Genomic DNA, 26,751 nt, shown 5'->3' with positions numbered 1-26,751 from the left:
CCAGCAGCTTTATATTTTGGATACTATGATGGATTTTACTTGAACATGCCTTCACATGGTAATTTCACACTATTGGCTTATAATGTGGTTCAGTATAATTTCAATTTGGGCTGCACCTGTTTCCTGGGCTGCTTTTACTACCGCATCCCTTACTGCAGGGACAACCCGGCTGTCGAGCGGCCCAGGAATGACATAATCAGGTGTCAGATCTGTAGCATCGATTAAACCGGCTATAGCTTCGACAGCTGCCATTTTCATTTCTTCATTAATTTCAGTAGCCCTGACGTCGAGGGCGCCTCGAAAAATTCCAGGGAATGCGAGGACATTATTCACCTGATTCGGCAAATCGGATCTTCCTGTTCCAACGACTTTAGCTCCTGCCGCTTTCGCCTCATCCGGCATGATCTCAGGAACTGGATTAGCCATGGCAAAAATAATGGAATTCGGACTCATCGTCTCGACCATTTCCTTTGTTAAGGCACCGGCAGAGGAAACCCCGATGAACACATCCGCGCCAATGATAACATCCTCAAGCGATCCTTTACGTTTTCCTGGATTGGTGATTTTCGCGACAGACTCCTTGACAGGGTTCATTCGCTCCTGCCTTCCTTCATAAATCGCTCCCTTTGTATCACACATGATGATATCTTTTGCTCCCATATTAAGGAGCAGCTTGATAATCGCAATCCCTGCCGCACCTGCTCCATTGATTACGATTTTTATTTCATCCATTTTTTTGCCGGCAAGCTTCAGCGCATTGATTAACCCGGCTGCTGTTACGATCGCTGTTCCATGCTGGTCATCATGAAAAACGGGGATATTCATTTCCTGCTTCAGCCGTTCTTCAATGTAAAAGCAATTGGGTGCCGCGATATCCTCCAGGTTAATGCCCCCAAAGGAAGGCTGAAGCAGCCTGACTGTTTTAATGATTTCTTCGGGATCCTTCGTATCAAGGCAAATTGGAACCGCATCAATCCCTGCAAAAGCTTTAAATAATGCAGCCTTCCCTTCCATAACAGGCATGGAGGCTTCAGGGCCAATATCGCCAAGTCCCAGCACAGATGTGCCGTCTGAAACCACGGCGATTAAGTTTCCTTTTATTGTATAATCATAGACCTTCTCAGGCTGGTCATGAATTCTTCGGCACGGCTCTGCCACTCCTGGGGAATAGGCTAAGCTTAAATCCTTCATGCTGTTCAGCGGCATTTTTACATCGACCGTTAACTTCCCTTGAAACTTCTCATGAAGCAGTAAAGATTCCTTCTGCAAATCCATTCTATTCATCTCCCCTTATTGAATATTGTTAATTTTCAGTATTTGTTGTAGATTATTATATAATGAGTGGCATCCATAAATGAAATACATATAATCTATAATCCTTATGCCTTTTGGTTATATGAGAGGAGTGCAGTAATTGGATATACGGCATTTAGAATATTTTGCTGAAGTAGCACAGCATTTAAGCTTCACGAAAGCATCCCAGACCCTGCATGTCACCCAGCCTTCCATCAGCAAAGCCATCAAGAATCTCGAAGGGGAACTGGGTGTGCCGCTATTTTATCGGTCATCGAAGCAGCTTGAATTAACAGATGCGGGTAAAGCGGTGTTAATCAATGCGAAAAAAGTGCTGGACGCATTTCAGAACCTGACATTGGAATTAACTGATCTGATGGAGCTGAAGGGCGGTGAAATCAAAATTGGCATACCCCCCATAGTCGGCGCAGCCTTCTTCTCGAAGCTTATCAGCCAATATAAAGAAAAGTTCCCATTGATCGAAATTAAATTAACAGAAGTCGGCACGAAGAAAATAAAAAAAGGGGTGGAAGATGGCACATTGGATATTGGCCTGATTTGCACGGTTCCGGCTCATGGAAGCAGTTTTGAAATAATCAATGTCCTAAGGGATCCCTTAATGCTGATTATTCACCGGGAACATAGACTTGCTTCGAAAAAGGAAGTGCACTTTTCAGAATTAGCCAAAGAGCCTTTCATCCTCTACCGGAAAGATTTCACCCTATATGATCTGATTATTGAGGAATGCGTAAACAGCGGATTTCAGCCTAATATCGTCTGTGAAAGCTCGCAAAAGGACTTCCTGCTGGGAATGGTTGAAGGAAAACTGGGAATCACCATGCTGCCAAGCAAAATCTGTCAAAATATAAACTGCACTGACCTTGTGGTTATGCCAATCTCTGAATCTGCTGTTAACTTAGAGCTCGGGATGATCTGGAAAAAGGATAAGTATTTATCTTTTGCGGTCCGGGAGTTTATTTCCGGTGCTGAGACTTATTTGGAGGAAGGGCTGTGAACGGCCGTCGCAAATTTTAAAAGTGCGACGGCTTTTCACCTTCTGTATTATTGTTTACAAGCCTTAACAAATGCATCAAATATAGCTTTTGAAGGGTTATCATTCTTTTGTGTCATGCATTCAGGGTGCCACTGTACCCCTAATGCAAAGCGATGCTCTTTACTCTCAAAAGCCTCAATAACCCCATCATTGGCCTCTGCACACACCTCAAAGTTTTCAGGCATTTTGCGGACAGCCTGATGATGATAGCTATTCACTTTAAAGCTTTGCATTCCAGTAACTTTGTGGAGGAGAGAATCTCTTTTTACATTCACAAAGTGTGTCGCATGCCAGCGGGGTGCTTTTTGGCCATGCTGCAGCAAAGGTGTACCCATTTGGGAATAGATGTCCTGATACATATCACCCCCAAGAGCAATACTGAGGATTTGGCAGCCCCTGCATATGGCTAAAATTGGTTTATCACGAGCGAGCATTTTCTGAATTATGCTGATTTCGAATGTATCTCTTTCAGGACAAATACTGCCCAGCTTTTGATGGGGTTCTTCACCAAATAGGGTTGGGTCGATGTCCCCCCGCCAGTAAGCAGAAGCCCGTCAAGCGTTTCAGCTAATTTTTCGATTTTGTCATCCTCCAGCAGATTAGGAATAACAATCGGAACGGCCCCTGCGTGTAACAATGATGGAATATTATCCATTGAAACGGAAAGCTGCTGATCATCTAAATTTGATGTAACTCCAATAATTGGTTTCATTCGGCACCTCTGGTTATATAGTTTAGAAGATTATTCTATAGAACCGGGAAGAAGTCCTATCTGCCACAAAAAAAATAAGCAAAACAAAAAAAACTGCCCAGAGGTCAGTATTCCTGACTTCTGAACAGTCCATGTATCCTATTAATATGGATCCGCTTCACGGCTATTCTCAACCGCTTCTTTTGATGCCTGGTTTTCAGCGATTGAACCCTGGCCATACTTAGATCTTCCAGCGTCACGGCCGGGAATTTGCTCTTCCCCGCTCATTGCCTGTAATTCCTTCATGACTTTTTCAATTCCTTCTTTCACACGGTGGCCATAGTCTTCATCAGCCTGTGTGAAATGTTCAATCATAGCATCCTGAATCCGTTTATCACATACTGCCAATGCCTCAGACAGGTTTTTAATCAATTCATCGCGCTCCCAATCATCAAAACTCCTGTAGGTATGTCCGGCCTGGCCATAATTGTTTGGACGATCGATCGGAGCGCTCATAGCAGCTGCGTTATAGGTTGGGCGATGCGGTGTGCGCCCCTCTTCAGGTGCTTCCTGAAAGCCGCCCTTCATTGACGGCTCGTAGTTAATATGCGGATTATCTCCTGCCTCTTTAGGGTCACGAGTATCCATTTGGCCGCGCTGCTGATTCGTACGGACAGGTGCTTTTGGCGCATTTACCGGCAATTTCAAATAGTTTGCCCCTACGCGATAACGCTGCGTGTCGGAATATGAGAAAGTCCGGCCCTGAAGCATTTTATCATCGGAAAAATCCATGCCATCAACAAGTACTCCCGTACCAAATGCAGCCTGCTCAATTTCTGCATGGTAATCCACCGGATTGCGATCAAGGACCATGCGGCCAACTGGCAGCCAAGGGAACTTATCTTCCGGCCATAGCTTCGTATCATCAAGCGGATCAAAATCCAATTCAGGGTGGTAATCATCCTCCATGATTTGGACAAACAGCTCCCATTCCGGATAATCTCCGCGTTTAATAGATTCAAATAAATCCTGTGTGGCATGGCCGACATTTTTTGCCTGTATTTCGTTTGCCTCTTCCTGTGTCAGATTGCGGATTCCCTGCTTGGGCTCCCAGTGATATTTCACCAGAACCGCTTCCCCTTTTTCATTCACCCATTTATACGTATTAACGCCGGAACCCTGCATGTGGCGGTATGTAGCGGGTATGCCCCAAGGTGAAAATACGAATGTAATCATATGTGTAGCCTCAGGTGTGCGAGATACAAAATCAAACATCCGTTCAGGATTTGGGACATTTGAAACAGGATCAGGCTTAAAGGCATGAATCATGTCAGGGAATTTCATCGCATCACGGATAAAGAAGATTTTCAGGTTATTGCCGACTAAATCCCAGTTTCCGTCCTCAGTGTACATTTTTACGGCAAAGCCTCTAGGATCACGTGCAGTTTCGGGGGAATCCTTCGCACCGGCCACGGTTGAAAATCGGACCATCAATGGCGTCTTCTTCCCTGCACCAGAGAAGACCTTGGCACGTGTATACTTCTCGACCGGCTCATCACCCACTTTTCCGTATGTTTCAAAGTAACCGAATGCGCCTGCTCCTCTTGCGTGCACCACACGCTCCGGAACCTCTTCCCTGTCAAAATGGGAGATCTTCTCAATGAAATGATAATTTTCTAAAGTAGCTGGCCCCCGATTGCCTATCGTGCGAATGTTTTGGTTATCCGTAACAGGATGCCCCTGCCGAGTTGTCAGTGTCTCACGACTAACATTCTGCTCATTTTCTGTATTCATATCTTTGTTATCTGCCACACTCAAACCTCCTAAAAATGAATGACCATATTTTGCTTCGGGTTCGAAATTTTATACCTGAATTTACTTTAAATGTTAAGTGTTGGAAACGTTTCCGAAAAAGGCTGCCTGGTTATAATACCCATCAAAATGGAAATGAAACCTTATTGCCTAAAAGTACTTAATTAATTTGATCCGAATAATGTTCGTGCCTTTGTAAAAAATATTCTTGTCCGGGGGAGGTGTAGACATGCCGAATCTTAATGATAATAAATTCAAAAAAATTCAATCTGAAAGTCAAAAGCAGGGTAAAACGTACGAAGAATATGCTGCTGAACTGGAAGCGAATAAAATGAAGGCTCAGAAAAGAAAATAAGGATGTGAGGCAGGTGATATCGCTCCTGCCTTTTTTGCTGCCACTTCTGAATAAAGATTCCCACTGTAAGTATCTAAAGGGTATATTTAATAATTTGTCCGCATCCCGGTCACAGTTTGTTAACATTTACGCATTACAATTTAATTGTACCGAAACATCAGAAAGCCCTTTTTCTTTACCCCTTCAGGTCCGGCCCTTCTTAAGCGGCCGGATTTTTTATGTCTTTTTCCGCTGGGCATTAAGAGTTCAGTTCACCGCCTTAAAAAAAGCCCTTCTCACAATAAGAAGAGCTTTCCATTCATCCTTTGCCAGCCTGAAATCCCGGATATTGTGTCATGCCTCCATCAGCATACAAGGTCATTCCGGTGACATAGCTTGCTTCTGTTGATGCCAGCCATACTGCACAGGCTGCTATTTCTTCCGGCTTGCCGATGTAGCCCATGGGTATGAGTTCAACGACACCTTTTTTCAATTCCGGGTCCTCAAATTTTTCCGCATTAATGGGTGTATCAATAGCACCAGGGGCAATACAGTTTACCCGGATACCGTGCGGGGCAAATTCAAGCGCAAGTGTCTCGGTCATCAATTTGACTCCGCCTTTGCTTGCTGCATAATGAACAAAATGAGGCCATGGAATTTCCTGATGAACAGATGACATATTTATGATCGAGCCTTTTATCTTGTTTTCAAGCATGTAGTCAATCGCTTCACGGCAGCCTAGAAATTGTCCCGTAAGATTCGTCGAAATAACTTTATTCCAATCCTCCAGGGTAAGTTCTTCAGATGGGACTTCATTTTCAATTCCCGCGTTATTGATCATGATGTCGAGAGAACCGAACGTTTTAATGGCATGTGCGATCATTCTTTTAACATCCTCTTCCTTTGTAACATCCCCCTGAATTGCAGAGGCACTGCCTCCAGCTTTCTCAATCGTTTCTATGATCCCCTGCACTTCCTGTTCCTCATTAAAATAATTGATGACTACCTTCGCTTTTTCAGCACCGAACCGTTCTGCCATTGACTTTCCCAGCCCGCTCGCTGCGCCGGTAATAACGACAACTTTTCCTTCAAGACTTGGATACATAAGAACCGCCCCTTTTTTTTATTTTTTCGTAAAGCCGAGCAATACTCCACCAGCGATAATAAACAAACAGCCAAGGAGTACCATAAACACCTGTTTTTTGCTTTTCCGCTCATTTAAAAAGAATAGCCCGCCAATGGTCGATATGACAATTCCAGTCTGAGAAAGTGAAAAGCTGGTGGCCACTCCGATCTTCGGAAGGGAAAGCAGCAATCCCAGATTCCCGGTGCTCCAAATCAGCCCAGTAATAATATTACGGATTGCATATTTGTTATATGGCTTGCGGCGAAGGGTTATGAGGAATGCTCCTGTTACCATTCCAATTGCCTGCGGCAGTATGGCAGACCAGCCGTCAATTTCAAACCAGCGGATTAGTACGACATACCCGACAAAGCCTGCGGTCGATAATAGGAGTACAAGCAGGCCTTTCTTGAGACTTTTTCCCTGTTCATTGTCATCCCCCTGTTTCAAGGAAGTCAGAACAGCACCTACAATAATGCAGACCAGAGAGGTGACTCCGATGATAATACTCATCCTTGTTTCCCATTCTTTAAAAATGAATACTCCAAAAAAAGTTGTTCCAATAAGCTGCAGACCTGTGGACATTGGAGCTGTCTTGGCAACCCCCAAATAGCGGACTGCCCCAAACTGATTTTTCTGCCCAATCGACCAGAACAAACCGGAAATAAAGCCGACTGCCCAAACGATATTGGGCAGATCCGGTCTCTTAAAAAGATAGACAGCGATGGCAAATAATAGCGCTCCTATTGTTGTGCCAAGCGTTTGGCTGTCCTCATCCCCGCCAAGCTTGTTGCTGACAAATACAATACTGCCCCATGAAACGGCTGCAATGAGGGCTAAGAGAATTCCTGTCATGGTGTGTACCTCATCTTTCGATTTTATGTATATTTTTAGATTGCAGTTATATAAGGACTCTTATTCCACAAGCCAAAAAAGTATTGAATTATTTATTATCATTCCTCATATTTAAACCACTAAAACCATAATTAACAGCAACCTATCTATTTAATAGTCGATTAACAGGTATTTCAATATAATAATTTATCGCACAATTTATAATATTTGTGTTAAACTAACAAATATCACTGTCGGATAACAGTGATAAGCCATTATTCTCTTTTATATAATAATCAATTCGGAGGGAATCAAATGAAAAACGCAATCAGCAAGTGGAACCAAATAAGCCTGGTAAAAAGAATTGTGCTGGGCATCATCGCAGGTATCACTCTCGCTTTGACTATTCCGAAAGCAGCGGGATGGGTCTCTATCTTCGGTACTTTATTTGTAGGTGCATTAAAAGCAGTTGCACCGGTACTGGTTTTTTTCCTGGTCATGCATGCCATTTCCAGACATAGAAGCGGACAGCAGACAAATATGAAGTCCATTATAGCTCTTTATGGTGTAAGCACCTTTTTAGCCGGACTTGTCGCCGTTGTAGCAAGCTTTATTTTTCCTGTTACCCTTTCACTTGCTCCGGGAGCTGAGGATGTGACACCTCCAGGAGGGATAGCAGAAGTTCTTACAACCCTGCTGACTAATGTTGTGGACAACCCGGTCAATGCACTGATCAACGGCAATTATATTGGCATTCTGACTTGGGCAATCCTTCTTGGCATTGCCTTAAGAAAAGCAGCTGACACTACAAAAAACATGCTCGCAAATTTCTCGGATGCCATCTCGACTCTGGTAAAATGGGTAATTAGCTTCGCCCCATTTGGAATTATGGGTCTTGTGTTTGATGCGATTGTCAGCAATGGTCTTTCTGCACTGATGGATTACGGCAAGTTACTGTTCATCCTCCTGGGCTGCATGTTCTTTATCGCTCTGGTTGTGAATCCGATTATCGTATTTTTAAATATTCGCAGAAATCCATATCCGCTTGTTTTTAGATGCTTACGAGAAAGCGGAATTACAGCGTTCTTCACACGCAGCTCAGCAGCAAATATTCCTGTAAATATGAGCTTATGCGAAAAACTTGGGCTGGATGAAGATACGTATTCCGTATCCATCCCATTAGGCGCAACGGTTAATATGGCTGGTGCAGCTGTTACAATTTCTGTTCTGACTCTTTCAGCGGTTCACACATTAGGTATTCAAGTGGATTTTGGAACAGCTCTAATCCTTAGCGTGTTAGCTGCTGTTTCTGCGGCAGGTGCTTCAGGTGTTGCAGGCGGATCCCTTCTCCTCATTCCTTTAGCAGCCAGCTTATTCGGAATTCCGGATGACATAGCGATGCAGGTTGTCGGAGTAGGATTCATTATTGGCGTATTACAGGATTCATGTGAGACAGCCCTTAACTCTTCCTCAGATGTTCTATTTACTGCTACGGCTGAATATGCGAAGGAGCGCAAGGAAGGAAAAGTTGTTAAGATGAGTGCCTAATAACGAAATGAAGGAGCCAGCCCCTGCGGGGCGGCTCCTTTTTTAAAACCTTTTGACTGAGAAGTCTTTTTTTATGTAATTTTGCTGAAATCCAACCACCTGCCTCTCACAATCACTTAATGACAGCATTTTTCCTGCTAAATATAAAAAGGCTGCCTCCTAGCGTAAGAAGAGAGATAAATTTACTTACAAGCAAGAGATAAGAGGTTTTATCTGAATCCATGGGTACATGCGGATGCTGGATAAGGGTGTAAATAATGAGAAGACCAAAGAGAAGAATCACATAGGCGTTATTAAAAGCCCTATTAAAGATTTCCTCCCCTTTATCTTCCTGGAAATTGGTTAAAATGGCAAAGCCATACGTGAAAATAAGAAGCATGGTGTAGATTAAAACTGTGACTGCAAAAAAGATATTCAAATTTTGCTGCCCCCTTTTCCATTCACTTCTGTTTCATCCATCAAATTGGGCTGCCATTCACTTGTATATACCGTATGTTTTGCTGACTTCCTGCACAAATATGATCCCATTGCCCGGCTCATCAATTTTAAGTTTTTTTCTTATCGAGGCAACAATTTTTTCTGTACTTTCTTCCTCTGACAGAATCAGCACGATTTCCTTCTCTGGTTCAATGGCCATTGAAAATAGCTTGCTGGTTTCATGAATACCCGATCCTCTCGCATTAATGACCGTACCACCTTTAGAGCCTGCTTCGGCTGCCGCATCAATTACATGCTCTGCACTTCCTTTTTCTACAACCACCGTAATGGCATGATACATCATTTTTTCTGCACCTCTTCCCTGCTCACTATTTCCGCTTCTGCAGCGGCTTGCTCCGATTACATTACAAACAGAAATGGCAAAAGCAATACCGTGGTTTGGTTTGCTGAATTTGAATTTCCTGTCAAGCTGCTGGAGAGCATAATCCGCTGTGTGCTTATCCGCCACCATCAGGACAATTTCCTTTTTCACATCAGTCAAGGATAAGAATTCCAGGAGGCGGTTTTGGATAGTCCCTTTTCCCAGGAGAACGGTTCCTCCTGAAATACCATTTGCCTTGGCAGTTTGCAGGACTTTACTTCCTGATCCAAAGTCAACAATCACATAGACTAATTCAAATCCGGCAAAATCAGAGTGACTGTGCATCCTTTTCAAAGCCTCCTTTTTTTGATTTTAGTTTAAAGATAAAGCCTAATACCTGCAGGGCAATCAGCGGAGTCAGTGCAACCATTGCGATCATGCCAAATCCATCTATTAATACATTGGCCCCTTCTATTGATTCTGCAGCGCCCTGCATAAATGCTAAGATAAAAGTAGCTGTCATCGGGCCAGATGCCACCCCGCCTGAATCAAAGGCAATCCCAACAAATAGCTTTGGAACAAAGTAGGTCATCGCAATGGCAATGGCGTAGCCCGGTAAAAGATAGTGCCATAGCTGCAGCTCAGGAATAATGATTCTTAACACGGATAAACCAACAGCAGCGCCAACACCTATTGAAAGAGATATCATGACGACCTTCCTTTTAACATATCCGCTTGTAACATCTTCTATTTGATGTGTCAGCACATGAACAGCCGGTTCTGCCAAAATGGTCACGAAGCCCAATATAAAACCTATAATAATAATGTATGCTTTACTGTCTAAAGAGGCTATGCTATGTCCCACTGCCGTACCGACATCCATAAAACCCGCATTAACCCCTGCTAAAAAGAGGACAAGTCCCAAAAAAGTAAAAACAATTCCCTTCAGTATTTTGTGAACTGCTTTTTTGGAGATTTTAAAAATCAGCTTCTGAAGCAGCAAAAAAATCAGTAAAATCGGCAGCAGGGCCAGAAATACTTCACCTGCAAGTATGGGTGTTTTATATAAAAATGGTCCAAGAATATCTGCAGAAGGATCATGATGTTCAAGACTGCCGGAAATTTTATCCGCTTTCGATAAGATACTCATGATCATGACTGAAATAATCGCGCCTGTAGAGGCAACGGCTACTAATCCAAAGCTATCCTGCTCAGATGCTTGGCTATCCTTTTTCAGTGAGGACACACCAAGTGCTAAAGCCAGAATAAACGGAACCGTCAAAGCTCCGGTGGTTGCCCCAGAAGCATCAAAAGAAATAGCCAGGAACTCCGGTGATGTGAAAATGGCAAGAATGAAGATGATAAGATACAGGATCGTTAATAATTTATACAATGGAAGGTTATACACAATTCTTACCAGGCCGGCGGAAAGCAAAGCAGCAATCCCGATAGAGACGATTACTACAATATAGCCCTTTGAAATTAGGCCTGATGTGACCAGTTCAATTTGCCCTGCAAGAATGTGCAGATCCGGTTCGGCTATTGAGATAATAAAGCCAAGAACGAGGCCAGCAGCAATAACAATCCAAATTTTATTTGTTTTTGCCATTCCAGCACCCATCATCTGTCCAATGGGGGTAATTCCAATATCCACGCCAAGCAGGAAAACAGATAATCCAATAATGATTAAAATGGCCCCAATCACAAAACGTATGATCAGGAAAGAGTCTAATTGAGTAATAGTGAAATTTAATATGATTACGAGAGCGGTAATGGGGAGAACTGCAAACAAAACTTCTTTAATTTTAGGCAATAGTACAGCCAAATATAAGTCATTCCTTTCTGATTAAAATTTGATACCATTCATAGACAGCACCTTCTTCTTTTTTTTTGCTCGCTTATGCAAATAAAAAAGCCTCCCGCAAAAGGGTATAATAGCCCCTTCGTGACAGACTCCACCTAAAAAAATAATATGTTCTTTATCTATAGTATGACATATGAATGAATATAGAAGAAAGATATTTTTATGATTTTTCAAAAATTTCATTAGTTTATTGTCCTCAATCGAAAAAAAGCACCTTCCCCCCTTGAACATTTACTTAGGGTCAGGTGCTATTTCTTTTTATTAATCTATCAGTCTAATAAATTCCAACTGCATCAAATCCAGCAGCAGTTGCCGTTTCTTCTGGGCTTCCTTCCCCGTATAGGTCAATGGCAGACTGAATAATCGCCTGGCGTGCATCACTGAAATCAGAATTAGAGGTCAAATAAACAGTTAAAGCACGATAATAAATTTTCCCAAGCTTCTCCCTGCCAATTTCCTGCCCGATCAGGTAGGCTGCATGGTTGGTAATAGAGGAGTTCACATGAACACCTCCATTATCGACATTTAGAGGCATGTCGTAAAATTCATCCATATGAGCCGGATAGACACCGCTGCCATATGCTGCTCTTTGCGGATTACTTACGACAACACTGTTTGGGTCGCTTAAGCTGCGCAATCTCGTAACACCATCAGCTTTTGCAGCTGGTGCCATAATGTCCTCGCCCATTTCCCAGTCTTCATCGTCAACCAGCACTCCAAAAACATCAGCGAAGGATTCGTTCAAAGCTCCGGATTGATTCCGGTATGCAAGGTTGGCAGTATGAGAGATTACACCATGGGTCATTTCATGGGCAGCAACATCAAGTCCAGCCGATAATGAAATGAAAAACTCGCCATCCCCATCACCATAAGCCATATAACGGCCGTTCCAGAATGCATTGTTATAATCTGTACCCATGTGAACATATGAATTGATTGCCATTCCTTCCCCGTCGAGAGAATTGCGGTCATGCTCATTAAGGAAATACTCATATACTCTCTCAGAATTATAATGCGCATCTACTGCAGCACGGTCATAATCCCCTATAAATGCAGCCGAATTACCGACATACAGGGCATCATTATTTGAATCCCAATCATTTTTAGAATCAAAAGTAAAAATACCATCCAAGTTCTCATGAGAGTAATCTGCTAAGCCAAACTTTGTCCCGGAGGCCCCTACTTTCGTTCGGGTAATATGAAGCTCCCTATGATCTCCATTTACGCCTTTTCCGAATCCTTTCTGGGTTTTATTTTCTTCAACATGCAGGATTCCATTGTATTGATCAATGACTTCACCCGATTTGGCGTCTACAAACACAAACCAGTTTCCAGGTTCACCTCCCATAAAGTTTACATTTACTTTATAGGCTGTATGATTTTTCCCTTCAAACGGGTAGATAACAAGTTCAGAAGTTGGCTCATATGTAAGATCTTTTGGAGCACCGACAGCGGTTAGAGCTGTTTTTACTGCAGCATCATGTTTTAATGACACCGCCGTGTCCACTGCTTCATCGGCAATTGCCTGATTTACTCTTCCATTCACGGATATTACTTCATTATTTTCATTATAATGGACAATTACTTCGGATCCTTCCACTGTCACACCATTGACTGCCTGACTAAACCTGACGTGGGTCATTCCAAGCTCATCTTTTTGAATATTTTTCACTTTCAGGTTTTTATCGGGACTTTTAATACCTGTTAGATCCTGATGCTTCTTTAAATAATTTAATGCATTTGCCGGAGTGCTGGAAGAAAATTTCTCTGCAAATCTCTCTTTTACAAATAATGGAACACTTGATTTCTCATTCCACTCCTTGGAAGCATGTACAGGCTGAATTTTCGCAGAATCTGCCGGCTGAGCAAGAACATTTACAGGAATGGAACCTGCAAGTAACGCAGATGACAGCAATACAGGTGCAAGCAGCTTTATTTTCATATTTTGACCTCCTATTATTTAGATACTCTAAATTATAGAATAGGAGACTGGTGTTTGAATGAATAATACGAATTATTTTTATATTGAATAAAATGTCGAATCAATAGTAAAAAAATACCAAACGCCTTTCCTTATACTAAATTATAATAAATATACAGGCCGAATCTATCATTTTATAGTTTTGCTTTTTTGTCTATTCTGTGTACGCCACAATATTGTCACACAACAATAAACAAGGATTTTATTGCACAATTTCATATACCCCATATAGTATATAAATATAAACAACATACTTTAAAACAACAGCATTAAAGGGGCTGACTGCACTTGTGAAGGAGTGAATACTTACGCGATTTAAACGGAATAAACCAGTTTAAGCATATTTTAAAAATAGTCAGGAGGAATTTATTATGTCAAAAAAAATTGTCATTGTAGGCGGAGTTGCCGGCGGTGCTACTGCTGCTGCACGATTAAGAAGATTAGATGAAAAGTCAACGATCGTCATGTTTGAACGTGGTGAACATATCTCGTTCGCCAATTGCGGTCTTCCCTATTATATCGGAGAAACCATTAAGGACCGAAATAAGCTTCTAGTGCAAACGCCAGAAGGTATGAGCAAAAAATTCAATCTGGATATCCGCAATCTTTCGGAAGTTATCGGAATTAGCCGTGAACAAAAAACAGTGGAAGTCAAAAACTTCCGAACCGGTGAAATATATGAGGAATCATACGACACACTACTTTTATCACCGGGAGCAAAACCAATCGTGCCGCCTATTGAAGGACTATCAGATGCGCAAAATGTTTTCACACTCAGGAATATTCCGGACACAGATAAAATAAAGGCATTTGTTGACGAGCGGCATCCGGAAAGGGCTGTTGTGATTGGAGGAGGATTTATCGGGCTTGAAATGGCAGAGAATTTGGCAGAGCTCGGGATTCACGTAACGGTGGTGGAATTAGGCAAGCAGGTGATGGCCCCTATCGATTATGAAATGGCCTCTATTGTTCATTCCCACCTCATTGACAAAGGCGTCGATTTGATATTAGAGGATGGAGTCAAGGCGTTTAAGGAGAATGGGAAAACCATTGAACTGGGAAGCGGGACAGAGCTTTGCACGGACATGACGATTGTATCCATAGGGGTAAAACCTGAAAATAAGCTGGCCCTCTTGGCAGGGCTGGATGTAGGACAGCGCGGGGGAATTCTTGTAAACGAGTACCTGCAAACGGAAGATCCAGATATTTATGCCATTGGCGATGCCATTGAAGTGAGGGATTTTATCAATGGAAATGCAGCCATGATTCCTTTAGCAGGCCCGGCTAACCGCCAGGGAAGAATTGCAGCCAATAATATTTACGGGAAGCAGGAAAAATATAAAGGAACGCTCGGTACATCCATTGCCAAAGTATTTGATTTAAACGTCGCATCCACAGGCATCAATGAAAAACAGCTGTCACAGCTGGGCATTATCTATCAGGCTGTGCATATTCATCCAAGCTCACATGCAGGGTATTATCCTGGAGCAGCTCCAATCAGTTTAAAGCTGCTCTTTAGTCCCGATACAGGAAAGATCTATGGTGCACAGGCAGTTGGAGAAGATGGAGCAGACAAACGAATAGATGTAATTTCCACTGCCATTAAAGGCAATTTGACTGTGTTTGATATGACTGAAATTGAGCTTTCCTATGCTCCGCCATTTTCATCTGCAAAGGATCCAGTCAATATGGCAGGATATGTGGCGGAAAACATTATTAATGGCGACACGGTTACCGTCCAGTGGAATGAAATCGATGAAATCGTTGAAAATGGTGGTCTCCTGATCGACGTCCGGGACTCAATCGAAAGGGAAATGGGCTATATTGAAGGTTCTATTAACATTCCGCTGAGTGAAATACGGGATCGCCTGAATGAAATCCCTAAGGACAAACCGGTTTATGTTTCATGTCAGGTTGGGTTAAGGGGCTATTTAGCTTCCCGTATTCTCAAAGAGAATGGCTATGATGTGAAAAACCTGGATGGGGGCTGGAAAACATATTCAGCTGTTCATCACCAGAAAAGGAGAGGCATCAATCCAGATCAAAAGGAGCGCATTCATCCGACCATCTCCATTGATGCATCCGGGTTAACCTGTCCAGGACCTATTATGGAGGTTCATAAAAATATAAAGATCCTTCAGCCAGGTGAATATCTTCAGATCACCACCACTGATTGCAATTTTGCGAAAGATATTGCTTCATGGTGTGAAAAAAATGGGCATATGCTGGTTCAGACTGAGGGCAGCAGCAAACAATATCAAACTACTATCCAAAAAGGGTAAGTGTTTTTCAGGATATGATGCTTGAGAAAAAGGAGGAATATCAACCTCCTTTTTCTAATGCTTAGGTTTCTATAGTACAGAATAGACATATTGGCTTATAATATGAGATGGCATTATTAAATGGAGGTGAATGATCCCTTGGGAAACATACATAATACATTTGGGTTAAACAAATTCAAAACGATGAAGGAAACATCTAAGGGTGTTGAATTTAAACATGTTGGAAACGGCGAAGTCATTTATCTGCTTCCAAATAAAGAAATTACGATTGTTTTAAATCCAAAAACCGTTGAAGGCAATAAGAAACTGGAGGAAAAATCCACTGGAATGCGTCATAGTACAGTCCTGCGGGAATTCCCTAAACGGGAACATACAGGAAATGAACCAATTTCCTATGGATATGCTTATAAGTTTTTATCTGAAGATGAATTAGATGCATTTCTTGATGAGTTAAATACACTTAGTTTCTAAAAAAGGTTCCTGCCCCTAATTATGAAAGTAACCTGGGGCAGGAACCTTTTTTACTTCTTCTTTTGTCTAAACAAATCAACAGATTTATAACCTTGTGATAAAATATCGACCATTTGCGATTCTCGTTTCTCACGGGTTTTCTGCTGCTTAACTGAAAAGATGTAGCGAGCCCAATCTTTTTGGTAACCCGGTGTCAAATCCTGATAAAATTTCAATTCACCTGGATAATCCGCTAATAGTTTTTCAACATCTTTTACATTGTCCTGATAATCAGCCACACATTGACTAGGAGCCGATGACTTTTTCTCTTTTTTCTTTTCGCGCTTCAACCCAACAACCGTAAAGACATCATCCATACTTACCATTCTCGAGAATTTCACTTCGCTATTTTCCACATACCCATCTTCTCCCACTTTCATTGCCGGAAAAATATCATCCCTATGAACGTATGTATCATACCGTTTATTCCCTTTTTTAGGATAAGCGAAAAATAAATATCCTTTTTCAAGCAGGTGTTCTTCATTAATTATTTTTCGTGTATAAATCACCATTTCATCAATTGTTTCTACAAAGATGAAGATTGCATCATGTTCACCTGATAAAGTAGTTTTGCATTCATTAAATACAGCATAGTCACTTGGCTGGTTAAGAACAGCCAAATTATTATATTTGTTAAGCTTTAATTTATCAATGATTGACATAACATTCTGCTCCTTAATACTTTCACTTTTCTAAATAGTTTATTAAAGTATCCAAATCTTTTGCACAGGCTTTCTTAAAGGCTCCAGCCATCATCTTTCCAAACAATTTTGAAAAGCCTGTGAGTCCCTTAATCTCACCAAGTAAAGTAACTACTGAAGCATCACCTTCTGAAGCGATTATGTATGTAAATAAAAATTCTCCTTTGCCTGTTGTACCTTTGGTTCCATCACAGCGCAGCACAATTTTATTGGGCTCATCGAGTTCGACAACTTCAAAATGTTCAGCAGCTTCTTTTCCAAACATTTTCCTTGTCTCTTTCCATTCACTCCCCACTTTTAATGGCCCGCTATCCTCCCGCTCTATTCCAACTAGGCCATTCATCCAGTTCTTTGCCGAATCAAGATCAATTAAAGCTTTGTAGGCATTTTGTACAGATACCTGAATGGATCTTTTCACTTCAAAATGGATACTCAAGCTAACTGCCTCCTTTGTAACTTTTTTCTAAAATATATCACAAATTAATAAAGTGCTCACTCTAAATTATAATAAGTTAACTAACCAAGATTCTCCTTATCGCAACATATTGTCATTAGTTTATCTATAACTTATACTTCAATTAAATTCATTAATGAGAAGAGAGGATGATTCAAATGAGCACAGAGCAACAATCGACGTCAAACCTATCAATGAAAGATAAAGCTGTTTCTTTTCTTCAGCTCGTAGCATCAGGCCAAGTCCGTGAAGCCTACCAGCGTTACATCAGCCCAGATTTTTCCCACCATAATCCCTATTTCCGTGGTGATGCCGATTCACTCATGCTCGCGATGGAAGAGAATGCAGGGCAAAACCCCAGCAAAATACTTGAAGTCAAACTTGCAATCCAAGAAAATGAAACCGTTGCCGTTCATTCCCATGTGAAGCAAAACCCCGAGGACCTCGGTGGAGCAGTTGTACATATCTTTCGGTTTCAAGACGGCAAGATTGCTGAACTTTGGGATGTAGGACAGCCTATACCAGAGGAATCGCCTAATGAGAATGGGATGTTTTAACGCAAATTAAATGAGCTTGCTGATTAAACTATTATATTTTTCTAAGACCGATACGAGATAATATACCCCACTTTTTTTTTTACTTATTATTACTCCAACAAAACACTCACTTGTTTGTATGCTATTTTGCTCAGGTATCTAGAAAGTGTTATATCACTAAAAGCTAATATGAACGGAAGCCCCTTTTGACTTCCGTTTATTTTATGATTGAGTTAATATAATCGAGGGTTTCTTCTTTTCCTATCGGATTATGACCTTGTTTTTCATCTGCGTTTAATTGAATATTTAGCCTGCCGGCAAACACCTTCTCAGATATCCCTTTCAAACCTGACATAAACGGAATCAGGTATTAAGAAACTTGGCGCGCAATACCGGACACAGGCGCTTGCGGAGATGTTTCGAAGTGGGATGATTTCGTAAACATAAAAAAGCTGCCCCATGGGTAAAATGGGCAGCATTTTTATGGATTAAATGCATGACAAGCTAAGATTTTTTAATGTATATAGCCTTCCCGTTAACATGAATAAGCTATTATAGTTCCGTTCTGTAAATTCATCAATAATCCGAAGCCCTTTTATGCATCGATCGACTAAATAATGAGTATACTTTGGATCCCATACAAAGCGATTGATTCTGATTAGCTCATCTGCCAGAATATGAAACTTATAATCCTCTGCAATCAGTTTGATTTGATGCAATTTGTCCTGATCCATATAGAAAATATTATGATCAAGATTTTTATTGATAAATGAGATAAAACCTTTTATGTTTTCAGCCAGCAAAATTGCTTTCTGCATTTCAACTGGCATTTTCCAATCACCCCAAAACGGCATTTATATGAAAAATGTATGTTTTGAGAGGATCTTTTAACACCTGGAAAAGGGATGCAAATCGCATTTTTCCGAAAGTTAAACATCCTTATTTATCTTTACAAGCTTCAGCAAATGCCTCAAAAATAGCGTATGAAAGGCCATCTTTTTTCTGGGCCAAACATTCCGGATGCCATTGGACACCTAATACGAAGGGGTGTTTCTTACTCTCATACGCTTCTATTACGCCATCACTTGAGGTGGCACAAACCTCGAAGTTTTCCGGCATTTTTCTCACAGCCTGGTGATGATAGCTGTTCACTTTAAATTTCTCCGTTTGAGTAATTTTGTATAGCAGCGAATCTTTATTTACATTCACAAAATGGGAAGCGTGCCAGTTAGGTGCTTTTTGGGAATGCTGCAATATATTTCCTCCGATCTGCGAATAGATGTCCTGATACATATCTCCTCCAGCAGCAATACTAAGGATTTGACACCCTCTGCATATGGCTAAAATCGGCTTATCAAGGGCAAGCATTTTTTGAATGATGCTTATTTCAAAAATGTCTCTTTCCGGACAGATACTCCCAAGTTTTTGATGGGGCTCTTCCCCAAATAAGGTTGGGTCTATGTCCCCTCCTCCCGTAACTAGCAGGCCATCCAGCGTTTCCGCCAATTGCATAATATTTTCTTCATCCAGCAGATTCGGCACAACAGTAGGTACAGCTCCGGCATTCACCAAAGAATTAATATTATCCAATGAAACTGAAAGACGATGGGCTTCTAAACTTGAAGTAACACCTATAATTGGTTTCATATAGCACCTCTTATTGATTGAAATTTTGAGATGATTTGAACATTATAAGCAGGGGTTTAGCCCATATCTCCTGTACACCTGCCAAACTCCCTTTTATAGAACAAAAAATAAAAATTTCAATACATCCATAAATCCACTGGAACTAAATTCAACTGTTTTAGGTCCTGATTGACTGGCCCCTGGATAGAATGATCCCCGATATGCATGGAAGTGCTCTCTGAAGGCGATCTCTACTTTGAACTCATCTGGAAGTTGGATTAAATATTTCGAAAGATCATCCGCCACAACTTCACGAACCTTTTGCTTAATCTCTTTTAACGCGAGTTGCGGATGGATGGAAATGGACGCATTTCCAATCCCCTCGCTGACTGCCAAAATCATGATGTTGGGATTTAGTTTCTGCGCTTCTTGACAGATCATTTTGTCTCCAGAAATGAATAGAATTGGAACCTTAAACATGGCTGAAGTGTACGCATTTATCAAAAACTCACTTGCAATTTCCCCATTAATTTTAATAGATTCATTTCTCGTATTCATCGTATGAGCTAGCGGATTCCCATTCGTTCCTCCTGCAGAATGGTAGCCAATAAAGAAGACCCCATCATACGTTTCATCTAAACCAGCCATCATGACATATGGATTAGTTGCCCACCCTCTCAATATCTTTATCTTTTCTGGCAGCTTGGACGGGTTCAAATTTCTTGCAGAATCATGTGCGTCTTTGATAAATATGTCGCTTGCACCTGCTTCAAATGCTGCCTCACATGCAGCATTTACTTCCTGTGTCATTTGTTCACAAAAATATTTACTGAAAGGACTTTCTGTATTCGTCTCTTGCCAGTTTACAATCCCTGCTACTCCTTCTAGATCGGCACTTATAAATAACTTCATACAATCCTCCTGTTTTTCATCAAAGTAAATTTACTGCTCTCTTAAGTAAAATATCCTATTATTTATAAAAAAGGTCTAGGCGAAGTTATACCTAGATCCTTTATACTTTAGGCTCTTGTCTCATAAATTTGGTTTTTCTTATAAATTCTGCCCGTTGATTTCCACTACGTGCACTTGCTTTCCGAGGAGAGAGCCTCCCACTTCCCTCTCCTCCCGCAGGACATTGGAAAAACACCTGGAATAAACACCATATGAAGAAAATGCGGATGTATTTCGAGGAGTCGAGTGCCCTCCGCTACAATCAACTCAGGTCAGTTAACCATAGTTAGCTGCCCGAAAAACAACAAACTTTAGGAAAACAGCTTTATATAAAAATGATTATTCTACACTGGCATACTCAAAGATTGTATGTCCTATATAATTCTTAATTACACCTTTTACTTTTGGTTTTACAAGATAAGAATCTTCATAGAAATAGAGAGGGATCACGGACATTTCATCCATTAGGATTTGTTCTGCACGCGCATAGTTTTCCATACGCTTTCCTTGATCTAAAATCTCCCTATTCTCCTTCATTAATGCATCATACTCTTTGTTTACCCATCGAGTGTCATCCGCCGTATTGATCGATTCAAATAAGGTTAAGTTCGTCATCGGGTCTAAGTAGTCTCCTGTCCAGCCATCTCTTGCAATGCTGAAGTTCCCAGCTTCCAGTTCATCCCAATAGAGCTTGGATTCCAGTGTTCTAATATTAACTTCCACGCCGAGATTCTCTTTCCACATGCTTTGGATTGCCTGGGCAATATCTTTATCCGTTTGGCTGGCCATTGTTAGAAAATCAATTTCAGGCATTCCTTTACCGTTAGGGTATCCAGCATCTGCAAGCAGTTTCTTGGCTTCTTCTATATCTTCTTTAAACATGTTTCCTGCGACATCACGGTATTCCTTATCCGTTTCCACACCATGCGGCATTCCATAAGGTACAAAACCGAAGGCTGGCTTCTCTGTTGATAGCATAATATTTTTTACAATTTGTTCACGATTCATCGCTATTCCAAATGCTTTTCTCACTCGTGGATCATCAAAAGGCTCTTTCGTAGTATTGATATCAAAATAATAGGTTCCTATACGAGGGGATGCAATATACTCTGAAGTATCCTTGTATTTAGCCATCGCTTCCGGGCTAATATTGTCTGATACGTCAATTTCATTATTCATATATGCTGCAAGCTCTGCTTCCGGCGCTTCAATGAATACAATCTCAAGCGTATCGATCTTCACTTTATCTGCGTTTAGGTAGTTTGGATTTTTCTTCAATACATACTTTTCTTTTGGCTTGATTTCAGAAAGAGTAAATGGACCTGTTGATAAATACGTTTCTGGTGATTTTGTCCAAACTTCCTTCCCTTCAACGACATCTTTTCTTACTGGGTAATAAGACGTTGTACATAGCAAGTTCAAGAAATAGGTGGTAGGATTCTCTAATGTGACTTCAAGGGTTTGATCATCAATCGCTTTTACCCCTACCTCATCTGCTTTTGCTTTCCCTTCGTTATAAGCAAGTCCGTTTTTTAAGTAATACAAGTCAAAAGCTGCACCTGATGCTACCTCTGGGTCTAAAACCCTTTTCCAGGAATATTCAAAGTCCTGAGCAGTAACAGGCTTGCCATCGCTCCATTTTGCATCTTTATTAATCTTGAATGTATACTTCGTTCCTGTTTCGTCAACTTGTGTATCTTCTGCCAGGGCAGGTACTGGCAAGCCACTCGCATCAATCGTATAGAGACCTCTAAAAAGGTTCTGCATAACGATGGAGGAGCGGGAATACGTGTTCAGCGTGGGATCCAATGTTTCTGGTTCATCCGGCAGCGCATAAGTAATCTTTTTTTCATCTTTGGTATTTTCGCTATTACTTTTTTCTGAACTGCAAGCGGCAATAACTAAAATAATGAATGAAAGCATAAGCGTAAGCCAAATTCTTTTTTTCATTTTCTTCCCCCTCAATTTATATATGAATTTAGTATAAAAAACTTATACTCACAAACTAGTAATACCGCATTTCTTAAACAACTACATGACATGCCACCATATGCTCACCTCCTATATCTTTAAGTATCGGTTTTTCTTCACTGCATGCTTGAATGGCATAAGGGCATCGTGTTCGAAATGCACAGCCGCTTGGCGGATCGATTGCGTTCGGAACATCTCCCTTCAAATGAATTCTTTCACTAATCTGTGCCTTATCAGGATCTGGTATGAGTGAAGCAGATAGTAATGCCTGAGTATATGGATGTTTCATGTTCGTATAAAGTTCATTTGCGTCAGCAACTTCCACCAGCGACCCCAAATACATAACACCAATTTTGTGAGATAAATGCCTTACCATAGATAAGTCATGGGATATGAATAAATAAGTGATTCCAAATTTCCCCTGAAGCTCCTCCAGCATATTGACTACTTGAGCCTGAATCGACACATCAAGAGCCGAGATCGGTTCATCACAAACAATAAAATCAGGCTCTACTGCAAGCGCTCTTGCAATTCCTATTCTCTGACGCTGCCCGCCTGAAAACTCATGTGGATAGCGATTAATGTGATCTTGTTTTAAACCAACCAATTCGATCAGTTCCTTGATTCGATCTGTCCGATCCTTCCCCTTGCATATTTGGTGAACATCCAGCGGATCTCCAATAATTTCTCCAATGGTCATTCTTGGGTCTAGAGAAGCGTAAGGGTCTTGAAAGATCATCTGCATCTTTTTCCGGAAATGAAGCATTTCTTTGTGATTAAGAGTTTCTATCTGATTACCATCGAAGATAATCTCCCCTGAAGTAGGTTCATAAAGCTTTAATAGCGTACGGCCAGCAGTTGTTTTCCCGCACCCTGATTCGCCAACAAGACCAAAGGTTTGTCCTTTTTTTATCGAGAAACTAATATCATTAACTGCTTTTAACACACTCTTGTTTCTTCCAAAAAAACCCTTTTTTATTTCAAAATGCTTCCTAAGATTTCTCACTTCAATCAAATTCTCGGTAGCTACTGCCATTAAACGCTTACCTCCCTTTGTACCTTCGGAGCCTTGGGATGCATGAGCCAGCATGAAGCACGATGGGTTTCAGTTAAGTGAACAAGCTGAGCAGGACGCTGCTCGCAAATTTTCATTGCATGCTCACACCTGGCTGTAAAAGGGCAGCCTTTAGGTGGGGCAATTAAATCAGGAGGACTTCCTGGAATAGGAATCAGCTTTCTCTTCTCTCCTGTAGACACTTTAGGTATGGAGCGCAACAGTCCCCAAGTATAGGGGTGCTGCGGATTATAAAAAACTTCCCTAATGGAACCCTCCTCAACGATCGTCCCCCCATACATAACCATCACTCGAGTACACATTTTGGCGACTACACCCAAATCATGTGTGACCATGACAATGGAGGTATCAAGTTTATTTTTCAAGTCATTCATTAGGTCAAGTATCTGCGCCTGGATGGTTACGTCTAATGCTGTTGTTGGCTCATCTGCAATTAAAAGCTTGGGATTGCAGGAGATGGCAATGGCTATCATAACTCTTTGCCTCATTCCACCTGAAAATTCATGAGGATACTGATTCAACCGACTTTCAGGGCTAGGTATTTCAACCAGTTTCAGAATTTCTATCGCTTTTTTCTTCGCTTCAGCTTTTGATAACTTCTGGTGGATACGGATAGGCTCCATGATTTGCTGTCCTATGGTAAAAAGCGGATTTAGCGACGTCATCGGGTCTTGAAAGATCATACCGATATCGTTTCCCTGCATCTTTCTCATTCTCTTATAATCTATATCCATCAAATCGAGCCCATCAAAGATCAAACTATCCGCTTCGATACTGGCATTGTCGGGCAGAAGCCCCATGATCGAAAGCATGGAAACACTTTTTCCAGACCCTGACTCTCCTACTATTCCAATAGATTCTCCTTTATTTATATGAAAAGTGATCCCTCGGACAGCCTGAACATGGCCAGCCTCAATATGAAAAGTAGTTTTCAAATTATTCACTTGAAGTAATCTCACACTGGCACCTCCTTTAATTCTTGGCTCTGTTGACCTCCGCTCCTGGAGCTCAGCGAACCGCGGGCGGTCCGGGAGCCACTTCAAGCACTAAGCCTGCGGGGTCTCCCTTTAACTCACTCCTCCCGCTGGAGTCTCGCTCATTCCGGTCCAATCAACAGGGTACAAATATCAACAATTAGCTTTAACATAGCCTATTTCTTAAGCCTCGGATCTAGTGCATCTCTTAATCCATCGCCGATAAAGTTGAGTGAAAACATGGTTATACTAATCGCTAAAGCTGGAAATAGCATTTGGTATGGTTCAGTAAATAAGGTTGGGATTGCATCGTTGACAAGAGTACCCCAGCTGGCAATCGGAACCTGGATGCCTATTCCCAAGAAGCTGAGAAAGGCCTCTGAAAAAATGGCTGATGGAACTAAAAAGGTTACTGTAACAATAATTGGCCCCATGCTATTAGGAAAAAGATGCTTAAATAATATCCTGAATTTTGATGAACCAATTGATCGGGCAGCAAGGGCATATTCCTGGTGTTTTAACGTAATCACCTGGGACCTTACAATTCTCGCCGTCCCAATCCAGGATGTAATACACAGAGCTATTAAAATACTTTGTAATGAGTTGCCGAGGAACATCATCACTAAAATGATGTATAACAAATCCGGTATCCCAATAAGCATGTCCACAATACGCATCATAATCATGTCTATTCTGCCGCCAAAATATCCTGAAATTCCTCCGTAAAGCACACCAATAACCATATTTATAGCAGCCGCTGCAATTCCAATGATTAAGCTGATTCTCGCTCCATATAAAGTTCTGACGAAAATGTCCCGGCCAAACTTATCTGTACCAAACCAATGGTCGGACGATGGACCTTGATTCCCGTTTTCTATATTTTGGCCGTCATATGTATATTCAGATAAAAATGGACCGAAAATAGCAGCCAGCGTAATGAGGATAACAATGCATAAACCCATCATGGCAAGCGGATCTTTTCTAAACCGAGACCATGCATCCTCCCAATATGATTTGCTGGGACGTGAGATTTTCTCATTTTCAAGCTTTATTGAATGATCAAGTTTCTCAAATAATTCATCCGGAATATCTTCAACATGATGATCGATATCAGACCTGCGTTCTTCTTGGCCAACCCTTATAGATTGATTCACTTCCTCACCTACTCGTTGATTTTTACACGTCGATCTATCACAGCATAGAAAATATCTACGATGAGATTCGAAATGATGATCAAAGCTCCAAAAAAAACAGTCATTCCCAATATAACTGAATAATCACGGTCGCTTATACCTGTTACAAAATCCCTGCCAATTCCAGGGATTGAAAATATCCTCTCGATGACAAAGCTACCTGTTAAGAGAATGGCAACAAGCGGACCAAGATAGGTAACGACTGGAATAATGGCATTCTTTAATGCATGCTTGCATATAACACTAAGCTCATGTACACCCTTGGCTCTAGCCGTCCGAATATAATCCTGGCGCATGACCTCCAGCATACTTGACCGCATTAATCTAGCAATATAGGCAATCGGGTAAAAGGCTAGTCCGATTACGGGCAAGATATAATGCTCCCAACTGGATAATCCGAATGAAGGAAGTACCTTTAAAACAACTGAAAACAGAAAAAGGAGAAGTACGGCGATAACGAAGTTGGGAATCGAAATTCCGATCGTTGCAATAATCATTGATAGCCAATCTGCCCATTTCCCTCTCTTTACAGCTGATATAATCCCTAAAGGAATACCGATAAGGAGAGCAACAAAAATGGCGATAATCCCTACTTTTGCTGAGATGGGAAATCCTTGTTTAATTAGATCGTTAACGTTGACATCTGCTTGCTTAAAGGAGATTCCAAAATCTCCCCTTACTAAGTTTTTTAAATAGTTCCCGTACTGCACGTATAACGGATCATTTAATCCGTATTTTTCTTCAACCTTTTCTAAAACGCTTTTGGGAACATTACGTTGTTCTGAAGGACTAAAAGGCCCTCCTGGAACAGCATGCATTAAAAAGAAGGTAATCGTTGTTAAGAAAAACATCGTGACAAAACCAGCGATTATCCTTTTAAAAATGTAACTCCCCATGACATCCCTCCTTAAATTTTTTACGCAAATACATTGCGCTTATATATGAAGATATTTATTCAACATATTATTAATTAGTTCCTCTAAATATAAATTTAATATTCTAAATATTTAAATAATAAACAATAAGAACTATAACTATGTATTCAATAATTGTTTACGGAAAAGGAGTTCGGTCATTGTTTGGCAAAAAAAAGGGCCTGTCACCTCATCTTCTAAAAAGAAAATGAGGTGACAGGCACGTTTATA

General features: G+C 41.1%; 24 protein-coding genes and 1 pseudogene. 6 read left to right on the top strand and 19 right to left on the bottom strand.

The genetic code is table 11. From position 1 onward, the window contains the following. Window positions 1–69: 69 nt before the first annotated feature. Window positions 70–1,275: an NADP-dependent malic enzyme gene (gene ystJ, locus CHI10_RS01420; RefSeq protein WP_095242497.1), complete on the bottom strand. Its 1,206-nt coding sequence runs from the start codon at window positions 1,273–1,275 to the stop codon at window positions 70–72. 139 nt (window positions 1,276–1,414) lie between these two features. On the opposite strand from ystJ, the gene CHI10_RS01415 reads away from it, so the two are divergent. After that, on the top strand, window positions 1,415–2,308 hold the full coding sequence (locus CHI10_RS01415; RefSeq protein WP_095242496.1) for a LysR family transcriptional regulator: 894 nt from the start codon (window positions 1,415–1,417) through the stop codon (window positions 2,306–2,308). A gap of 47 nt (window positions 2,309–2,355) precedes the next feature. Here the strand turns inward: CHI10_RS01415 and CHI10_RS01410 are convergent. Both CHI10_RS01410 and CHI10_RS01405 read right to left on the bottom strand, forming a co-directional pair. Further along, window positions 2,356–3,059 (bottom strand): annotated as a pseudogene (locus CHI10_RS01410) (gamma-glutamyl-gamma-aminobutyrate hydrolase family protein). A gap of 141 nt (window positions 3,060–3,200) precedes the next feature. Continuing rightward, entirely contained in the window at window positions 3,201–4,850 is a 1,650-nt protein-coding gene (locus CHI10_RS01405; protein ID WP_095242495.1) for a catalase, read from the bottom strand. Window positions 4,851–5,079: 229 nt separating this feature from the next. On the opposite strand from CHI10_RS01405, the gene CHI10_RS22565 reads away from it, so the two are divergent. Beyond that, window positions 5,080–5,205: a hypothetical protein gene (locus tag CHI10_RS22565; RefSeq protein ID WP_258549827.1), complete on the top strand. Its 126-nt coding sequence runs from the start codon at window positions 5,080–5,082 to the stop codon at window positions 5,203–5,205. A gap of 298 nt (window positions 5,206–5,503) precedes the next feature. On the opposite strand, the gene CHI10_RS01400 is transcribed toward CHI10_RS22565, so the two are convergent. Then, window positions 5,504–6,289, bottom strand: coding sequence for a glucose-1-dehydrogenase (locus CHI10_RS01400; RefSeq protein WP_095242494.1), 786 nt, complete (start codon window positions 6,287–6,289; stop codon window positions 5,504–5,506). 18 nt (window positions 6,290–6,307) lie between these two features. Then, window positions 6,308–7,162: a GRP family sugar transporter gene (locus CHI10_RS01395; RefSeq protein WP_095242493.1), complete on the bottom strand. Its 855-nt coding sequence runs from the start codon at window positions 7,160–7,162 to the stop codon at window positions 6,308–6,310. A 294-nt stretch (window positions 7,163–7,456) separates the two neighbouring features. Between CHI10_RS01395 and sstT the strand changes: the two genes are divergently transcribed. After that, a complete protein-coding gene (gene sstT, locus CHI10_RS01390; protein WP_095242492.1) occupies window positions 7,457–8,689 on the top strand; it encodes a serine/threonine transporter SstT in 1,233 nt (410 codons plus the stop codon). A gap of 112 nt (window positions 8,690–8,801) precedes the next feature. On the opposite strand, the gene CHI10_RS01385 is transcribed toward sstT, so the two are convergent. The 4 genes from CHI10_RS01385 to CHI10_RS01365 all read right to left on the bottom strand — a co-directional run bounded on the left by CHI10_RS01385 (window position 8,802) and on the right by CHI10_RS01365 (window position 13,294). Then, window positions 8,802–9,107: a hypothetical protein gene (locus CHI10_RS01385; protein WP_095242491.1), complete on the bottom strand. Its 306-nt coding sequence runs from the start codon at window positions 9,105–9,107 to the stop codon at window positions 8,802–8,804. Between the two features lie 57 nt (window positions 9,108–9,164). Then, entirely contained in the window at window positions 9,165–9,833 is a 669-nt protein-coding gene (locus tag CHI10_RS01380) for a P-II family nitrogen regulator (protein WP_095242490.1), read from the bottom strand. After that, on the bottom strand, window positions 9,817–11,313 hold the full coding sequence (locus tag CHI10_RS01375; protein WP_095242489.1) for a DUF1538 domain-containing protein: 1,497 nt from the start codon (window positions 11,311–11,313) through the stop codon (window positions 9,817–9,819). The genes CHI10_RS01380 and CHI10_RS01375 overlap by 17 nt, the downstream gene beginning before the upstream one ends. 313 nt (window positions 11,314–11,626) lie before the next feature. After that, the gene (locus CHI10_RS01365; RefSeq protein WP_095242487.1) at window positions 11,627–13,294 is read right to left on the bottom strand and encodes a M4 family metallopeptidase; all 1,668 of its coding nucleotides are present in this window, start codon (window positions 13,292–13,294) and stop codon (window positions 11,627–11,629) included. Window positions 13,295–13,704: 410 nt separating this feature from the next. On the opposite strand from CHI10_RS01365, the gene CHI10_RS01360 reads away from it, so the two are divergent. Further along, window positions 13,705–15,615, top strand: coding sequence for a CoA-disulfide reductase (locus CHI10_RS01360; RefSeq protein WP_179288919.1), 1,911 nt, complete (start codon window positions 13,705–13,707; stop codon window positions 15,613–15,615). Between the two features lie 138 nt (window positions 15,616–15,753). Beyond that, window positions 15,754–16,086 carry a hypothetical protein gene (locus tag CHI10_RS01355; RefSeq protein ID WP_095242485.1) on the top strand — a complete coding sequence of 111 codons (333 nt, stop codon included), beginning with the start codon at window positions 15,754–15,756 and terminating at the stop codon, window positions 16,084–16,086. A 50-nt stretch (window positions 16,087–16,136) separates the two neighbouring features. Here CHI10_RS01355 and CHI10_RS01350 read toward each other — a convergent pair whose 3' ends face one another. Both CHI10_RS01350 and CHI10_RS01345 read right to left on the bottom strand, forming a co-directional pair. Further along, complete coding sequence (locus CHI10_RS01350; RefSeq protein ID WP_095242484.1) at window positions 16,137–16,787, bottom strand: YdeI/OmpD-associated family protein; 651 nt, start codon at window positions 16,785–16,787, stop codon at window positions 16,137–16,139. A 22-nt stretch (window positions 16,788–16,809) separates the two neighbouring features. Further along, on the bottom strand, window positions 16,810–17,262 hold the full coding sequence (locus CHI10_RS01345) for an SRPBCC family protein (protein ID WP_095242483.1): 453 nt from the start codon (window positions 17,260–17,262) through the stop codon (window positions 16,810–16,812). Between the two features lie 176 nt (window positions 17,263–17,438). Between CHI10_RS01345 and CHI10_RS01340 the strand changes: the two genes are divergently transcribed. Continuing rightward, window positions 17,439–17,837: a nuclear transport factor 2 family protein gene (locus CHI10_RS01340; RefSeq protein WP_095242482.1), complete on the top strand. Its 399-nt coding sequence runs from the start codon at window positions 17,439–17,441 to the stop codon at window positions 17,835–17,837. Window positions 17,838–18,304: 467 nt separating this feature from the next. Here CHI10_RS01340 and CHI10_RS01335 read toward each other — a convergent pair whose 3' ends face one another. The 8 genes from CHI10_RS01335 to CHI10_RS01300 form a co-directional block, all read right to left on the bottom strand. Next, a complete protein-coding gene (locus tag CHI10_RS01335; RefSeq protein WP_095242481.1) occupies window positions 18,305–18,646 on the bottom strand; it encodes a hypothetical protein in 342 nt (113 codons plus the stop codon). A 109-nt stretch (window positions 18,647–18,755) separates the two neighbouring features. After that, window positions 18,756–19,463, bottom strand: a complete 708-nt coding sequence (locus tag CHI10_RS01330; protein ID WP_095242480.1) for a gamma-glutamyl-gamma-aminobutyrate hydrolase family protein — start codon at window positions 19,461–19,463, stop codon at window positions 18,756–18,758. Between the two features lie 93 nt (window positions 19,464–19,556). Next, on the bottom strand, window positions 19,557–20,354 hold the full coding sequence (locus tag CHI10_RS01325) for a M55 family metallopeptidase (protein WP_095242479.1): 798 nt from the start codon (window positions 20,352–20,354) through the stop codon (window positions 19,557–19,559). 378 nt (window positions 20,355–20,732) lie between these two features. Continuing rightward, complete coding sequence (locus CHI10_RS01320) at window positions 20,733–22,343, bottom strand: peptide ABC transporter substrate-binding protein (protein WP_095242478.1); 1,611 nt, start codon at window positions 22,341–22,343, stop codon at window positions 20,733–20,735. A gap of 73 nt (window positions 22,344–22,416) precedes the next feature. Beyond that, on the bottom strand, window positions 22,417–23,400 hold the full coding sequence (locus CHI10_RS01315; RefSeq protein ID WP_095242477.1) for an ABC transporter ATP-binding protein: 984 nt from the start codon (window positions 23,398–23,400) through the stop codon (window positions 22,417–22,419). Beyond that, the gene (locus tag CHI10_RS01310; RefSeq protein ID WP_095242476.1) at window positions 23,400–24,398 is read right to left on the bottom strand and encodes an ABC transporter ATP-binding protein; all 999 of its coding nucleotides are present in this window, start codon (window positions 24,396–24,398) and stop codon (window positions 23,400–23,402) included. Before CHI10_RS01310 ends, CHI10_RS01315 begins: the two co-directional genes overlap by 1 nt. 191 nt (window positions 24,399–24,589) lie before the next feature. Beyond that, window positions 24,590–25,501, bottom strand: a complete 912-nt coding sequence (locus CHI10_RS01305) for an ABC transporter permease (protein WP_286136754.1) — start codon at window positions 25,499–25,501, stop codon at window positions 24,590–24,592. 74 nt (window positions 25,502–25,575) lie between these two features. After that, the gene (locus CHI10_RS01300) at window positions 25,576–26,502 is read right to left on the bottom strand and encodes an ABC transporter permease (protein ID WP_095242475.1); all 927 of its coding nucleotides are present in this window, start codon (window positions 26,500–26,502) and stop codon (window positions 25,576–25,578) included. Window positions 26,503–26,751 lie beyond the last annotated feature (249 nt).

Source organism: Bacillus sp. 7894-2, from assembly GCF_002272225.1.
Taxonomy (GTDB): domain Bacteria; phylum Bacillota; class Bacilli; order Bacillales; family Cytobacillaceae; genus Cytobacillus.
The sequence above is the reverse complement of the archived record's forward strand: the minus strand, read 5'-3'. Positions and strand labels throughout refer to the sequence as shown.